Annotated in this window: 16 protein-coding genes; 4 read left to right on the top strand and 12 right to left on the bottom strand. The window is 71.8% G+C overall.

Translation table 11 applies throughout. From position 1 onward, the window contains the following. Positions 1-4: 4 nt before the first annotated feature. From EJF31_RS02265 to EJF31_RS02255, 3 genes are read left to right on the top strand one after another with little or no spacing between them, the layout of a single operon-like run. Entirely contained in the window at positions 5-493 is a 489-nt protein-coding gene (locus EJF31_RS02265) for a flavodoxin family protein (protein ID WP_125035472.1), read from the top strand. Between the two features lie 35 nt (positions 494-528). Next, a complete protein-coding gene (locus EJF31_RS02260) occupies positions 529-1,335 on the top strand; it encodes a septum formation family protein (RefSeq protein WP_260430579.1) in 807 nt (268 codons plus the stop codon). A 7-nt stretch (positions 1,336-1,342) separates the two neighbouring features. Continuing rightward, a complete protein-coding gene (locus tag EJF31_RS02255; protein WP_125035471.1) occupies positions 1,343-2,191 on the top strand; it encodes a septum formation family protein in 849 nt (282 codons plus the stop codon). On the opposite strand, the gene era is transcribed toward EJF31_RS02255, so the two are convergent. From era to EJF31_RS02210, 9 genes are read right to left on the bottom strand one after another with little or no spacing between them, the layout of a single operon-like run. Further along, complete coding sequence (era, locus tag EJF31_RS02250; protein WP_125035470.1) at positions 2,192-3,109, bottom strand: GTPase Era; 918 nt, start codon at positions 3,107-3,109, stop codon at positions 2,192-2,194. It lies immediately after the preceding gene. Further along, positions 3,106-3,894 carry a siderophore-interacting protein gene (locus tag EJF31_RS02245; protein WP_125035469.1) on the bottom strand — a complete coding sequence of 263 codons (789 nt, stop codon included), beginning with the start codon at positions 3,892-3,894 and terminating at the stop codon, positions 3,106-3,108. Before EJF31_RS02245 ends, era begins: the two co-directional genes overlap by 4 nt. Positions 3,895-3,907: 13 nt before the next feature. Further along, positions 3,908-5,197, bottom strand: a complete 1,290-nt coding sequence (locus EJF31_RS02240) for a class I SAM-dependent methyltransferase (RefSeq protein WP_307718962.1) — start codon at positions 5,195-5,197, stop codon at positions 3,908-3,910. After that, on the bottom strand, positions 5,194-6,552 hold the full coding sequence (locus EJF31_RS02235; RefSeq protein WP_125035468.1) for an FAD-binding oxidoreductase: 1,359 nt from the start codon (positions 6,550-6,552) through the stop codon (positions 5,194-5,196). The genes EJF31_RS02240 and EJF31_RS02235 overlap by 4 nt, the downstream gene beginning before the upstream one ends. A gap of 35 nt (positions 6,553-6,587) precedes the next feature. After that, entirely contained in the window at positions 6,588-7,430 is an 843-nt protein-coding gene (locus EJF31_RS02230) for a hypothetical protein (RefSeq protein WP_125035467.1), read from the bottom strand. A gap of 10 nt (positions 7,431-7,440) precedes the next feature. Beyond that, on the bottom strand, positions 7,441-7,782 hold the full coding sequence (locus EJF31_RS02225; protein ID WP_125035466.1) for a cytidine deaminase: 342 nt from the start codon (positions 7,780-7,782) through the stop codon (positions 7,441-7,443). Beyond that, positions 7,775-9,079 (bottom strand): hemolysin family protein, encoded by a 1,305-nt coding sequence (locus tag EJF31_RS02220; RefSeq protein WP_125035465.1) that lies wholly within the window; start codon positions 9,077-9,079, stop codon positions 7,775-7,777. The genes EJF31_RS02225 and EJF31_RS02220 overlap by 8 nt, the downstream gene beginning before the upstream one ends. A 13-nt stretch (positions 9,080-9,092) precedes the next feature. Continuing rightward, positions 9,093-9,560: an rRNA maturation RNase YbeY gene (gene ybeY / locus EJF31_RS02215; RefSeq protein WP_125035464.1), complete on the bottom strand. Its 468-nt coding sequence runs from the start codon at positions 9,558-9,560 to the stop codon at positions 9,093-9,095. Continuing rightward, positions 9,557-10,618: a PhoH family protein gene (locus tag EJF31_RS02210; RefSeq protein ID WP_125035463.1), complete on the bottom strand. Its 1,062-nt coding sequence runs from the start codon at positions 10,616-10,618 to the stop codon at positions 9,557-9,559. Before EJF31_RS02210 ends, ybeY begins: the two co-directional genes overlap by 4 nt. A 118-nt stretch (positions 10,619-10,736) precedes the next feature. Between EJF31_RS02210 and EJF31_RS02205 the strand changes: the two genes are divergently transcribed. Then, positions 10,737-10,979, top strand: a complete 243-nt coding sequence (locus tag EJF31_RS02205; RefSeq protein ID WP_125035462.1) for a hypothetical protein — start codon at positions 10,737-10,739, stop codon at positions 10,977-10,979. On the opposite strand, the gene EJF31_RS02200 is transcribed toward EJF31_RS02205, so the two are convergent. Genes EJF31_RS02200 through EJF31_RS02190 form a run of 3 tightly spaced genes read right to left on the bottom strand, consistent with a single transcriptional unit; the run spans position 10,976 to position 13,930 of the window. Beyond that, complete coding sequence (locus tag EJF31_RS02200) at positions 10,976-12,379, bottom strand: amidase family protein (RefSeq protein ID WP_125035461.1); 1,404 nt, start codon at positions 12,377-12,379, stop codon at positions 10,976-10,978. The genes EJF31_RS02205 and EJF31_RS02200 overlap by 4 nt on opposite strands. 7 nt (positions 12,380-12,386) lie before the next feature. Next, the gene (locus EJF31_RS02195; protein WP_125035460.1) at positions 12,387-13,586 is read right to left on the bottom strand and encodes a hypothetical protein; all 1,200 of its coding nucleotides are present in this window, start codon (positions 13,584-13,586) and stop codon (positions 12,387-12,389) included. Further along, complete coding sequence (locus tag EJF31_RS02190) at positions 13,583-13,930, bottom strand: HIT domain-containing protein (protein ID WP_125035459.1); 348 nt, start codon at positions 13,928-13,930, stop codon at positions 13,583-13,585. Before EJF31_RS02190 ends, EJF31_RS02195 begins: the two co-directional genes overlap by 4 nt. Positions 13,931-14,043 lie beyond the last annotated feature (113 nt).

The following is a 14,043-nucleotide window of genomic DNA, read 5'->3' as shown; positions in this document are numbered from 1 at the left end:
CCCCATGCCGCGCCTGCTGATCGTCCACCACTCCCCCACCCCGACGGTCCTGCGACTGACGGACGCCGTGGTGGCGGGCGCCCACGACGACGCCATCGAAGGCGTCGAGGTGGTCGTCCGGCACGCCCTCGAGGCCACCGCCGACGACGTGCTGACGGCCGACGGCTACCTGCTCGGCACGACCGCCAACTTCGGCTACATGAGCGGCGCCCTCAAGCACTTCTTCGACACGATCTTCCTCGAGGCCGGCGGCGCGCTCACCGAGGACGGGTCGGCCGGGGCGGGGCCGGGCGGGAAGAAGCCCTACGGCCTCTGGGTGCACGGTCGGTACGACGCCACCGGCGCGGTCCGCTCGGTGCAGTCCATCGTCCAGGCCCTCCCGTGGCGCCAGGCCGCAGAGGTGCTGACCGTCCTCGGCGACGTCGACGAGGACCACACCGACGCGGCGTACGAGCTCGGCGGCACCCTCGCCGCACTGCTGTCCGCCGGCTGACGCACCACCGGGGCCGGGCGTTAGGATTCCGTCGCGTGACCGTCGCCCGCCGTCTCGCCCTCGGGCTGGCTGCCCTCCCGCTCCTCCTGCTCGCGGCCTGCACCTCCGACGACCAGGGCGGCAACACCGACCCGGCGCAGGTCGACGCGATGGACGCCCCCGAGCTGGGTGCCTGCCGGCTCCTGACCCCCGACGACGTCGCGATGGCCAGCAACGCCACGCGCACGGTCGACTGCACCGAGAAGCACACCGCAGAGACGTTCGCGGTCGGCGACCTCCCGACGTCCTTCGACGACGCGGACGTCGACGACAAGGAGCTCGGCGCCTGGGCCTACCGCACCTGCTCGGAGAAGTTCCAGCGGTTCCTCGGCGCCGACGAGAGCCTCGTGATGCGCACCGTCGTCAGCTGGGCGTGGTTCCGCCCGTCGGAGAAGGCATGGTCCGCCGGCGCCCGCTGGTACCGCTGCGACGCGGTCGGCGGCGGCGAGCAGTCGACGTCGTACGTCGCCCTCCCCCAGACCGCCAAGGGCCTCCTGCTCGGCGTCCCGGACGACAAGTGGATGGTGTGCGCGTCCGGCCCGACGGTCAGCGGCTCGGTCAAGATCCCCTGCTCCCACCACCACGACTGGCGGGCGGTCACGACGATCAAGCTCGGCGAGTCCGGTGACGACTACCCCGGCGACCGGCTGGTCGAGGTCAAGACCCGCGACTACTGCTCCGGCTCGGTGGCGGCGTGGTTGAGCTACCCGGTCGACTACGACTTCGGGTACACCTACTTCCACGAGGCCGAGTGGTCCGCCGGCAACCGCCGGTCGGTCTGCTGGGCGAAGACCAACGCGTGAGGCAGCCATGACCCCGTCCCGCCGGCTCGCCGCCCTGCTCGTTGCCAGCATGGCCGGGGTGGCCGCCCTGAGCGCGTGCAGCGGCGGCGACCAGCCGTCGGCCGACAGCAGCACGCCCGCCTCGTCGGCCTCCGAGCCCAGTGCGACGCCCACCACCGCGACCGCAGCCCCGCGGCCCGGCAACCGCGCCTGCTACGCCTTGTCGTACGACGCCGCGGTCGCGCCCACCAGCGACGCCGACCCCGTCGACTGCGCCGCCGCGCACACCTCGATCACCTACGCCGTCGGCACCCTCGACACCGTCGTCGCGGGCCACCTCCTCGCCGTGGACAGCAAGCGCGTCCAGGCCCAGGTCGCCACCGACTGCCCGGCCGCGCTGCCGAAGTTCCTCGGCGCGACCCCCGACCAGCTGCACCTCAGCATGCTGCGCGCGGTCTGGTTCACCCCCACCGTCGAGCAGTCCGACGCCGGCGCCGACTGGTACCGCTGCGACGTCATCGCCGTCGCCGCCGACGGCAAGCTCGCCGCGCTCACCGGCAAGATCGGCGGCGTCCTGGCCAGGCCGGAGGCCCGCCAGCGCTTCGGGATGTGCGGCGCCGCCGAGCCCGGCACCGCCGACTTCCACCGCGTGATCTGCTCCACCGACCACTCCTGGAAGGCGATCGCCACCGTCCCGATCGCCGGCGAGAAGTACCCCGGCGAGGGCGCCGCCCAGGCCGCCGGCCAGACCCCGTGCGAGAACGCCGGCCGCGACGCCGCCTCGGACAAGCTCAACTTCAAGTGGAGCTATGAGTGGCCGACCGCCGAGCAGTGGGACGCCGGCCAGCACTACGGCCTGTGCTGGGTGCCGGACTGACTAGAAGCCGAGCTTGCGCAGCTGCTTGGGGTCGCGCTGCCAGTCCTTGGCGATCTTGACGTGCAGGTCGAGGTAGACCGGCGTGCCGAGCAGCGCCTCGATCTGCTTGCGGGCCCGGGTGCCGATCGCCTTCAGACGGGCGCCCTTGGGGCCGATCATGATGCCCTTCTGGGAGTCCCGCTCGACGTAGAGGTTGGCGTGGATGTCCAGCAGCGGCTTGTCGGCCGGCCGGTCCTCGCGCAGCCGCATCTCCTCCACCACGACCGCCACCGAGTGCGGCAGCTCGTCGCGCAGGCCCTCGAGGGCCGCCTCGCGGATCAGCTCGGCGGCGAGGATCTCCTCGGGGGCGTCGCTGAGGTCGCCGTCGGGGTAGAGCTGCGGGCCCTCGGGCAGCAGCCCGACCAGCAGGTCCTGCAGCAGCTGGACCTGGTCGCCCGCCTTGGCGGAGACCGGGACGATCTCGGCCCACTCGGTGCCGGTCTCGGCGCCGAGCTTCTGGATGTCCAGCAGGTGCAGGCCGATCTGCTCGGGCGTCGCGAGGTCGGTCTTGGTGGCGATGGCGACCTTGATGGTGCGCTTCACCTTGGCCATCTCGTTGACGATGAAGCGGTCGCCGGGGCCGATCTTCTCGTTGGCCGGGAGGCAGACGGCCACGACGTCGACCTCGGCCAGCGTGGTCTTCACGAGGTCGTTGAGCCGCTCGCCGAGCAGCGTGCGCGGCCGGTGCAGGCCGGGTGTGTCGACGAGGATCAGCTGCGCGTCCTCGCGGTGCACGATGCCGCGCACGACGGTCCGCGTGGTCTGCGGCTTGTCGGAGGTGATGACCACCTTCGTGCCGACCAGCGCGTTGGTCAGCGTCGACTTGCCGGCGTTGGGACGTCCCACGAAGGACACGAATCCACTGCGGTGCTTGCTCATGACTCGTTCGCCCTGTCGTAGTCGGCCCAGATCTGGTCATCGGTCTTGCCGGCAGCCTTGCCGGCGCGGTAGATCGGGCCCGGGTCGACCGCACGCGGCTGACGCGTGGCTCCCCCGCGCCAGTAGCCCATGACGTCGTACGCCGTGGACGGCAGCTTGCGGTCGCGCATCAGGTGCTTGCGGATCGCCCGCATCTGCGCGGACTCGCCCGCCATCCAGAAGTAGCCCTCGCCCGCGGGCCAGTCGATGGCCTCGACGGCGGCCGCGAGGTCGCTCGCGCCCTCGGCCGGCGGGGCCAGCCAGGTCACGTCGGGGCCGTCGGGCAGGTAGCCCGTCAGGTCGTCGGGCACCTCAGCCCAGATCCGGATGCTTCGTTGGTCGAGCCTGTCGAGACCCACCTCGGACGCGATCCGCGCCATCGCCGGCATCGCGGTCAGGTCGCCGACGAGCAGCAGCCACTGTGCGCCGGACGGCATCGCGAAGGAGCCGCGCGGCTCGGTGATGGCGACCTGCTCCCCCACCACGTCGCGGGCCGCCCACTCGGTGACCAGACCGACCTCGTGCACGACCACGTCGAGCACGAGCTCGCCGCCCGACCACGACCGCACGGTGTAGTAGCGGCTCTGGAACTGTCCGGGGACGACCAGCCCGACCCACTCGTCGGGGATGCCGGTGGAGGTGAAGTCCGCGAGGCCCGCGCCGCCCAGGGTCAGCCGGACGAGGTGGTCCGAGACCTGCTCACGGCGCAGCACCGTCGCGTCGTACTGCCTGGCTCGGGTGCTCACCCGGCAAGGCTAGTCACCACGTGGGTCGCAGGGAGAATCCGTCCTTCCCGTCCTCGGTGGTCCGCACGGCCAGCACCTGGTGCAGCTGGATCTCGTTGCGCTCGAACGCCAGCCGCGAGCCGGCCATGTAGAGGCCCCACACCCGCGCGGTGCCCTCGCCGACCTCGGCGACGCACTCGTCCCAGTTGTCGACGAGGTTCTGGCACCAGCCGGCCAGGGTCAGGGCGTAGTGGAGGCGGAGGTTCTCCTCGTGCATGACCTCGAGACCGGCGTCCTGGGCCTCGGTGATGATCGTGCCGGAGCCGATCAGCTCGCCGTCGGGGAAGACGTAGCGGTCGATGAACGCCCCGGTCTCCTCGCGGCGGTTGTGGGCGCGGGTGATGCAGTGGTTGAGCAGGCGGCCCTCGGGCTTGAGGCGGTCGCGCAGGAAGCCGAAGTACGCCGGGTAGTTGCGGACGCCGATGTGCTCGGTCAGGCCGATCGAGCTGATCGCGTCGAAGTCGCCCTCGAGCACGTCGCGGTAGTCGGAGTGCCGCACCTCGGCCAGGTCGCCGAGGCCCTCGCGGTCGATGGCCTCCTTGCCCCACTGGGCCTGCTCGCGCGACAGCGTGACACCGAGCGCCTGCACGCCGTAGTGCTTCGCGGCGTGCCGGACCATGCCCGCCCAGCCGCAGCCGACGTCGAGCAGCCGCATGCCGGGCTGGAGGCCGAGCTTGCGGCAGACCAGGTCGTACTTCTCGGCCTGAGCCTCCTCGAGCGTCGCGTCGGCGGTCGGGTAGACCGCGCAGGTGTAGGTCATCGACGGGCCGAGCACCAGCTCGTAGAAGCGGTTGGACACGTCGTAGTGGTGCGCGATCACCTCGGCGTCGCGGGACATGGAGTGCCGCAGCCCCTCCATCGCCCGGCGCCAGCGCGGCAGGTGCTCCTGCGGGGGCGGCGGCGGGGGCTTGAGGTTGGACAGGCCCAGGCCGCGCAGCAGGGTCAGCGCCTCGGCCGGCGTGGGCCGGCGGAAGCGCAGGTGGCTCTGGAGCAGCCGCAGCGCCTCGTAGGGGTTGCCGGGGTGCACGCCGTTGACGGCGAGGTCGCCGGACACGTAGGCCCGTGCCATGCCGAGGTCACCCGGCGCGGTGAGGAGGTAGGACAGGCCGCGCTGGTTCTTCAGCTCCAGCTCGATCTCGGCGTCCGGTGGCCCGGCCGAGCTGCCGTCGTACGCACTGAACCGGACGGGCATCCCGTCGCGCAGCAGGGAGGCAACGGCGTCGCCGATGGACAACGTGGGGGTCTGCTTCAGGGTGGACTTCAACGTCTCTTCACCGCCTTGTCGTAGAGGCTGGTCAGCCGGTCGTGGGGGTCGTAGCGGCTCTTGACGGCGGCCAGGTTGGCGCCGTCGTAGAGCCGGTCGAAGGTGTCGCGGTCGTAGAACGCCTCGGAGTAGAGGGACTTGTGCCCGCCCAGCGCGTGCACCTTCTCCTCGATGGCGCGGTTGAGCGGGCCCTCGGGCGCGTCCGGCCCGACGTGGACGGTGCCCCAGAAGCCGACGTTGACGTACGTCGTCCCGGGGACGAGCGGGTAGGTCGCCCACGACCGGGTCGAGACCACGGGGCACAGCCACACCGGCCGCATCCCGACCTCGGCGTCGAACCACGTGAGGAACTCCTCGAGCCGCTCGACCGGCACCTCGACGTCCTGGATGACGCGCTCGCGCAGCGGCCGGCCGGCGCGGCGGTCGAGGAAGTCGGCGACACCGAGCCGGCGATCAAGGGCGATCAGCTTGCTGTAGACGTCCGAGCGCCGCCAGCGCCGCGGCCAGAGCCGGCGGACGACGGGGTGCTGCACCCCGAACGCGCCGGAGCACCAGAACCAGTCGGTGTCCCAGCGCCAGAGGTAGTCGTGCATGGTGAGCACGTCGGTCTCGCGCTCCTGGATCGAGCGGTAGTAGATCGCCTGCCCGGTGTAGTCGCTGGGCTGCCCCTCGGGGGCCGAGACCCAGGTCGCCAGCGTCAGGTAGTACTCCCCCGGCGCGAACGCGACCCCGTCGAGCCCGTCGACGCGGGTGCCGTCGTGCTCGCCGGTCTCGACGAGCCCGGCGATCGTCTTGGCCAGCAGGGAGGCGTCGTCGAAGTGCAGGTGCCGCAGCGCGACGTGCGAGGGCACCTCCTCGAGCCGGATCCGCAGCCGGGTGGCGTAGCCCAGCGAGCCGTAGGAGTTGGGGAACGTGTCGAACAGGTCGTCGCCCGGCCGCGTCGTGACGACCTCGCCGGCGCCGGTGAAGACGTCCATCTCGAGGACCGACTCGTGCGGCAGGCCGCTGCGGAAGCTGGTCGACTCGATGCCCAGCCCGGTGACCGCGCCGCCGAGCGTGATGGTGCGCAGCTGCGGCACGACGAGCGGGATGAGGCCGTGCGGGAGGGTCGCGTCGACGAGGTCCTCGTAGGTGCACATGCCCTGCACCTCGGCCGTGCGCGCGACCGGGTCGACCTCGATCACGCCGGCCAGGCCGGACACGTCGAGGCCGGGCGCGTCGGTCCCCGCACGCGGCCGGAACAGGTTGGAGGTCTTCTTCGCCAGCCGCACCGGGTCACCCGGCGCGATGGCGGCGTACGACGTCCGGAGCCGCTCGACGGCGGCCCGGTGCTCATCCCAGCGTCCCCCGGTCACGCTCCCGACTTTACTCCGGGCACGTGTCCGAATCGTTACAGTTCCGCGAGGGCGCGCCAGCCCTCGTAGTCGTGCACGGCGATCCCGCGGTACGTCGACCCCGCGGGCACCCCCGCGTCGACCTGCCCGAGCACCGCGGTGAGCTCGGGCTCCGGCCGCGACCAGAACGTCTGCTTGAGCGCGATCGGGCCGTCGCCGAGGTGGTTGGTCTCCACCGCCAGCCGCACCGGCTTGCCCGCAGCGGTCGCCGCCTCGATCGCCTTCGCGCCCAGCGCGAGGATCCCGTCGGAGCCCGTGGCGACGTGCCGGTAGGTCATCACGGTGACGGCGTCCACGCGCGCGATCACCTGCTTGTCGAGCCGATGGCCGTGGACCTTGATCGTGTCCAGCCAGAAGGCGATGTCCGCCTCGACCGGCAGGGTGGTGTCGCCGGCCAGGGTCGAGAGCAGGGCGAGGTAGCGGTCGAGCAGGGCCGCCCTCGCCGTCTTCCAGTCGGGATGCGCCCACGGCTCGATGTCGAGGTGCACGCCGTCGAAGAGGCCGGTCGACAGCGCGGACCGCTGCCAGGCCAGGGCCACCTTCGGCTGGTCGACGTACGTCGTCTCGCTGCCCAGCGCCGACATCGTGATGCCGGCCGCGCGGGTGCGTGCCCGCAGGTCCTGGTAGTAGCCGAGCGACGGGTCGTGCGCGAGGTCGGGCGGGAGCGACACGAACACCTCGGACACGCCGTGCTCGACCGCGAAGGCGACCACGGTCGCCGCGTCCGGGCGGTCCCACAGCCACAGGGCCCTGCCGGGTGCGGGTGTCGCCGCCTGCGCGGGCGGGGTCATCGCGAGCAATGCGGCCACCAGGGCCAGGACCATCACTCGCATGCGCACGGGCGCAAGCCTAGGTGCTGACAGTGGTGTGGATGGTGCCCTTCGCGTCACCGAGGTGGACGACGACGCCGGCGCCGCCGAGGTCGGTGAGCGCGGCCAGGTCGGGCGCGGTCGGCTCGGTCGCCTCGGTGAGCAGCACGGCTGCCTCGAGGCCCTTGACGCCGGACGCGACCGCCATCGCGACGCACGCCTGGACCGCGGTGACCTGGAGCGAGGGCAGGTCGACGGTCGCGGCGGCGTAGGTGCGACCGTCGGCGTCCCGGATCGCTGCCCCCTCGGCCGCACCGACCCGCGCGCGGGTGGCGCGGGCCAGGGTGACGAGCTTCTTGTCCTCGGGTTGCAGGTCACTCACTGGGGTCTCCTGGGTCGTGGTCGGGCTCCCGCTCGAGGCGGGTGATGAGGACGGTGCCGATCTTGTTGCGGCGACCGGCGGTGCCCTCGGCCTCGAAGCGCAGGCCGTGCGCCTCGACGTGCGAGCCGGGGATCGGGACGCGCCCGAGGTGCTTGGCCATCAGGCCGCCGACGGAGTCGACGTCCTCCTCCTCGACCCGCCGGCCGAAGAGCTCGTCGAGGTCGTCGATCGGGTAGCGCGAGGAGACGCGGGTGGTCCCCGAGGGCAGCACCTCGACCTCGATCTCCTCCTCGTCGTACTCGTCGGTGATCTCGCCGACGATCTCCTCGAGGATGTCCTCGATGGTGATCAGGCCGGCGGTGCCGCCGTACTCGTCCACGACGACGGCGATGTGCTGCCGCTTCGCCTGCATCTCCGAGAGCAGGGCGTCGACGGGCTTGGACTCCGGGACATAGGCGGCCGGCCGCATGACCTCGTCGATGCGCTGGGTGAACTCCACGTCGGGCGCCTCGAAGTCCCGCCGGACGATGTCCTTGAGGTAGGCGAAGCCGACGATGTCGTCGAGGTTCTCGCCGATGACCGGCACCCGCGAGTAGCCGCTGCGCAGGAAGAGCGACATGGTCTGGCGGAGGTTCTTGTGGCGCTCGACGTAGACGACGTCGTTGCGCGGCACCATCACCTCGCGCGCCGTGGTGTCGCCGAGCTCGAAGACGCCGTGGATCATCTTGCGCTCGCCCGACTCGATCACCGCCGAGGCCTCGGCGAGGTCGACGAGCTCGCGCAGCTCGGTCTCCGTGGAGAACGGACCCTCGCGGAAGCCCTTGCCGGGGGTGATGGCGTTGCCGACCAGGATCAGCAGCCGCGGCAGCGGGCCGAGCACGGTGGTCACCCAGGCGAGCGGCGCCGCCGAGACCAGCGCGATCCGCTCGGAGTGCTGCCGGCCGACGGTGCGCGGGGCGACCCCGATCACGACGAACGAGACGACCAGCATCACGCCGATCGCGGTGAGGACCGTCGGCCACCACGAGCCGCCGTAGGCGTCGGACGCCTCGAGGGTGACGAGCACGATCGCGGAGATCTCGCAGGCCAGCCGCAGCAGCAGCGCGGTGTTGAGGTAGCGCGGGGCGTCCTCGAGCAGCGTCAGCAGCCGCCGCGCGCCGGGCCGGTCGTCGCCGATCAGCTCCTCCGCGCGGGCGCGCGAGAAGGAGCCGAGGGCGGCGTCGGCGGCCGAGAAGGCACCGGCGAGCAGGACGAGGGCGGCTGCCGCGAGGAGCAGCCAGAGATCGCCGGTGGTCATCTGTCGGTGGTCATCAATCGGTGGTCGAGCTTGCCGAGACCCGCCACGCGGCGAGCAGCTCGTCCTGGAGACCGAACATCTCCTTGTGCTCCTCCGGCTCGGCGTGGTCGTAGCCGAGCAGGTGCAGGATGCCGTGGGTGGTCAGCAGCTCGATCTCGGCCCACGTGCCGTGGCCGGCGGTCTCGCCCTGCCTGGCCGCGATGTCCGGGCACAGCACGAGGTCGCCGAGGACGCCCTCCTCGGGCTCCTCGTTGACCAGGCCGGGACGCAGCTCGTCCATGGGGAAGGCGAGCACGTCGGTCGGCCCCTCCTTCTCCATCCACTGCTCGTTGAGCTCGGCGATGGTGGACTCGTCGACGGCCTTGATGCACAGCTCGGCCTGCGGGTGCACGCGCATCCGGTCCATCACGAACCGGCTGAGCGCGGCCAGCTGCTTGACGTCGAGCTCGTGGCCGGACTCGTTGAGGACCTCGATGCTCACGGACGGCTCCCGGGGGTGTGGTTCTGGTTGTGCGAGGCAGCGGCGTGCGGCGTGAAGCCGCCGCGTGCGTCGAACTCGTCGTACGCCGCGACGATCTTGCCGACCAGCCGGTGCCGGACGACGTCGTGGCTGGTGAGCCGGTTGAAGACGATGTCCTCGACGCCGTCGAGGATCCCCTCGATGACCTTCAGGCCGGACTTCGTGCCGTTGGGCAGGTCGACCTGGGTGACGTCGCCGGTGACGACGATCTTGGAGTTGAAGCCGAGCCGCGTCAGGAACATCTTCATCTGCTCCGGCGAGGTGTTCTGCGCCTCGTCGAGGATGATGAACGCGTCGTTGAGCGTGCGGCCGCGCATGTAGGCCAGCGGGGCGACCTCGATGGTCCCGGCCGCGAGCAGCTTGGGGATCGTCTCGGGGTCGATCATGTCGTGCAGCGCGTCGTAGAGCGGGCGCAGGTAGGGGTCGATCTTCTCCGACAGCGTGCCGGGCAGGTAGCCCAGCCGCTCCCCCGCCTCGACGGCCGGCCGGGTCAGGATGATCCGGTTGACGTTCTTGGACTGCAGCGCCTGCACGGCCTTGGCCATCGCGAGGTAGGTCTTGCCGGTGCCGGCGGGGCCGATGCCGAAGGTGATCGTGTGCTTGTCGATCGAGTCGACGTAGCGCTTCTGGTTGAGCGTCTTGGGGCGGATCGAGCGGCCGCGGTTGCTGAGGATGTTGAGCGACAGCACGTCGGCGGGCCGCTCGGTGGTCTCGGCCCGCAGCATCGTGATCACGCGCTCGACGGTCTCGGACGTGACGCCCTGGCCGGTGCGGATGATCGTGACCAGCTCGTCGAGCAGCCGGTCGGCGAGGGCGACCTCGCCGGGCTCGCCCTTGAGGCTGATCCGGTTGCCGCGGACGTGGATCTCGGCGGCGAGCGCGCCCTCGATGATCCCGAGGTACTCATCCCCCGGGCCGAGGAGACTGACCATGTTGATGCTGTTGGGGACCACCACGACGTGGCGGGTCTCGTGCTTCGGCGGTGCCGCGTGCACGCCGCGCGGGTTGCTGTCAGTCATGGATGCCCCGAGGGCGCCTCTCCGGTAGGTGATCGAGCGCCCTCCATGCTACGCACTCGCCCCACTCACGCCCACCGAGTTGCCGTCGTACGTCGCTCGGGGGACGTACCGTGGAGCCATGACCGCCTGGGAGGACGACGAGGACGCGGACTGGACCCCGCCCACGCACCTCCCTCTGGACGCGCAGCGCATGGGCCTCAACCGGTCGGTGCCCGACGGGGCGCTGCTCGACTTCGCCGGCTCGCTCGACCCGGCCAAGCCACTGCACCGTGTCACCGCGTGGGTGATGCTGGTCGTCTTCGCGTTCCCCGCCGCCCTCTACGTCGTGCGGATCCTGTGGGGCCTGCTCCTCGGGTTCTAGACGAACGTCGGGAAGGTCGGCTCGGGCAGCGGCCCGGTGCTGCGGTCGCGGGCCAGCTCGTAGCCGTGGGCGATCTCCACGAGCGTCCGCTCGCTGCCTGACCCTCCCCAGAAGGACACCGCCACGGGCAGGCCGGCCGCGAGCTCGGTCGGCACGGTGAGCAGCGGGTAGCCGGCCATCGCGGTCGCACTCGTGCACGACCCCGGATGCGCCTCGGGGTTGACCAGGTCGATCGGCGCAGCCGGCGCGTAGGACGGCGTGACCAGGGCGTCGAGCGCGTGCTCACGCAGGACCTTGTCGATGCCGTCGGTGCGGGTCAGGGCGACGCAGCGGTCGCGGGCCTCGCGGTAGGCGTCGTCGTCGACGGTCGGCCCCTCCAGCGCCTGCTCGAACAGCGACTGTCCGAAGTGGGCGAGCTCGAGGTCGGCGTGGTCGCGGTTGTACTGGACGACCTCCTCCAGCGTGCGCGGCACGTCGCCGGGCCGGCCGGCGAGGTAGCCCGCCAGCCCGTGGCGCAGCTCGACGAGCAGGACGGTGAGCTCGTCGGCCCACGCCTGCTCCCCGATCTCGGGCAAGTCGGTGTGGTCGACGATCGTGGCGCCCTCGGCGGCCAGCAGCGCGACGGCCCGCTCGGCGGCCGCGTCGGCGTGCGGCGAGTAGCCCCAGTACGTCGCCCGCGGCACGCCGATCCGCTTGCCGGCCAGGCGTCCCGGCACGGCGTGGGCGGCGTAGTCGACGCCGTCGTCGGCCAGCACCGACAGCAGCGCGGCGGCGTCGCGGACCGTCATCGCCATCGGGCCGGGTGAGTCCTGCGAGGAGGAGATCGGCACGACGCCGGTGGTGGGGACCAGCCCGACCGTGGGCTTGATCCCGACGCAGCCGTTGAACGCGGCCGGGCAGGAGATCGAGCCGTCGGTCTCGGTGCCGATCGCGAAGGGCGCGAGCCCGGCCGCGAGGGCCGCGCCGCTGCCCGAGCTGGACCCTCCCGCCGACCGGTTGAGCCCGTAGGGGTTGCGGGTCAGGCCGCCGTAGGCGCTCCAGCCCGACGCCGAGTTGCCGTCGCGGATGTTGGCCCACTCCGACAGGTTGGTCTTGCCGAGCACGACCATCCCGGCGGCGCGCAGCCGCTGGACGAGGGCCGCGTCGCGGACCGGCGGCGGGGCGTCGGCCAGCGCCAGCGAGCCGGCCGTGGTGGGCAGGTCGTGGGTGTCGACGTTGTCCTTGACCAGGATCGCGCGGCCGTGCAGGGGGCTGCGCGTGCGGCCGGCCGCGGCCTCGGCGTCCAGCGCCTCGGCCTGGCCCAGCGCGTCGGGGTGCAGCGTGCAGACGGCGTTGGTGTGGAGGTCGGCGGTCTCGATCCGGTCGAGGAGCTCCTCGACGGCCGCCCGGCTGGTGATCATGCGCTGGTCAGGACCGCTCGCTGTCGAACGCCACCTGGAGCATGCCCAGGCACATCTCGTCGGTGGTGCCCTCGCCCCACACGACGTACCGCTCGTCCTGGCCCTGGAAGGACGGCAGCTTGTCGCGCAGCCACTGCACGTGCTTGCAGGTCACCTTGACGGTGTCCCAGGTGTCGAGGTGGACCGGCGTGATCGGCTTGGCGCCCTGGTTGTCGAAGTCCCAGATCGGGATGTCGAGGATCGTCCTGGCCTCGGGCGTGCCGGGGTTGGTCTCGATCTTGATCCAGCGGCCGAGCAGGTGCATGTGGCCGGCCACGCCTAGGATCGTCATCGGCTGCTGCACGCGGCGCGTGCAGGAGGTGACCTCGGAGGGGTGGGGCTTGCCGCCGCAGAGGAAGTAGAGGAGGTCGGCGGTGGAGCCGGGGCCCTGGCCGAAGCGCGCCTTGACGTCGGCGACGGCGGCGTCGCGGTCGCACAGCGGGCTCTGGTCGTGGCCGGCGCGGCACGGGAGCTCGACGGGGGCCGGCATCAGGAACGTGTGGATCGGGTCGAGGTGGGCGGTGCCCGGGCGCCAGCGGACCTGTGCGGCCGACCGGTCGGGGCTGTCGCCGACGAGCAGGTTGTAGTGGACCTGCATGATGATCCGGCTGCCCTGGGCGAGGTGTACGCCGTAGCCGGGCCGGGTCTCCGACTCCTTGCCGCCGGGCGCCCAGGCGCCCAGCCAGTTGGCGTCGTCGACGTTGGAGAAGTCGCCGCGCAGGCCGGTGCCGCCGAAGCAGGTCCAGCCCTCGCCGTCCTCACTGGCGTCCTTGGCCCTCGCCTCGGCCACCTGGGCCGGGTCGACGCGGAAGAGGATGACGTGGTGCACGACGTCGGGGTTGCCGGGCAGCACGTTGGTGCCGGTGAGGTAGACGTCCTGCTTCAGGTGCGGGTCGAGCAGGAAGCAGCGGTAGTCGTCGGTGCCGACGCCGGTGGGAGCGGACGGGGTGTAGTCCGTCGGCATCGCCAGCGTCATCCGCTTCTCCCCCGCGCGCAGCGGCAGCTGGGTCTTGGGGTCGGCGACGGGCACGGGCAGCTGGGTGGGGGCGGCGTCCGAGGCGCTCGTCGGCGTCTTCGTGGGCGCCGCGTCGTTCTTGTCCGACGGAGCGCAGCCCGCGCACAGGACCAGGGCGGCGGCTGCGGCGAGGGTCTTCAGGCGGTTGTTCATCCGGGGGGCCACGTCATCGGGCGACCCGCGAGCAGGTGGAGGTGGGTGTGGAACACCGTCTGCCCGACGCCCGGCCCGGTGTTGAACACCAGGCGGTAGTCGTCGTGGCCCTCCGCGGTCGCGACGGCGGCGGCGACGCGCACCAGCTCGGCCGTCACGGCGGGGTCGCCCTCGGCCAGCTCGACCGCGTTGGCGTAGTGGTCCCGGGGCACGACGAGGACGTGCGTGGGCGCCTGGGCGTTGATGTCCCGGAACGCCACCGCCGACTCGGTCACGTGGACCACCTCGGCCGGGATCTCCCCCGCCACGATCTTGCAGAACAGGCAGTCGTCTGCTGCAGTCATGTCTCCCGTACCTCCGTCATTCCCGACAGTCATCGTCGCATGAAAACTCGCGCAGCGCCGAGGTAAACCCCCGGGGTCGCCGGGACGTGCCACTAGCGTGATGACCCATGCGA

The sequence above is a fragment of the Nocardioides sp. LS1 genome, from assembly GCF_003865225.1.
Lineage (GTDB): Bacteria > Actinomycetota > Actinomycetes > Propionibacteriales > Nocardioidaceae > Nocardioides > Nocardioides ginsengisegetis.
The sequence above is the reverse complement of the archived record's forward strand: the minus strand, read 5'-3'. Positions and strand labels throughout refer to the sequence as shown.

Coding starts and splice junctions, on each gene's coding strand:
- EJF31_RS02265 (WP_125035472.1), top strand. CDS start 5: ATGCCGCGCCTGCTGATCGTCCACCACTCCCCCACCCCGACGGTCCTG.
- EJF31_RS02255 (WP_125035471.1), top strand. CDS start 1,343: ATGACCCCGTCCCGCCGGCTCGCCGCCCTGCTCGTTGCCAGCATGGCC.
- era (WP_125035470.1), bottom strand. CDS start 3,109: ATGAGCAAGCACCGCAGTGGATTCGTGTCCTTCGTGGGACGTCCCAAC.
- EJF31_RS02220 (WP_125035465.1), bottom strand. CDS start 9,079: ATGACCACCGGCGATCTCTGGCTGCTCCTCGCGGCAGCCGCCCTCGTC.
- EJF31_RS02210 (WP_125035463.1), bottom strand. CDS start 10,618: ATGACTGACAGCAACCCGCGCGGCGTGCACGCGGCACCGCCGAAGCAC.
- EJF31_RS02205 (WP_125035462.1), top strand. CDS start 10,737: ATGACCGCCTGGGAGGACGACGAGGACGCGGACTGGACCCCGCCCACG.
- EJF31_RS02200 (WP_125035461.1), bottom strand. CDS start 12,379: ATGATCACCAGCCGGGCGGCCGTCGAGGAGCTCCTCGACCGGATCGAG.
- EJF31_RS02195 (WP_125035460.1), bottom strand. CDS start 13,586: ATGAACAACCGCCTGAAGACCCTCGCCGCAGCCGCCGCCCTGGTCCTG.
- EJF31_RS02190 (WP_125035459.1), bottom strand. CDS start 13,930: ATGACTGCAGCAGACGACTGCCTGTTCTGCAAGATCGTGGCGGGGGAG.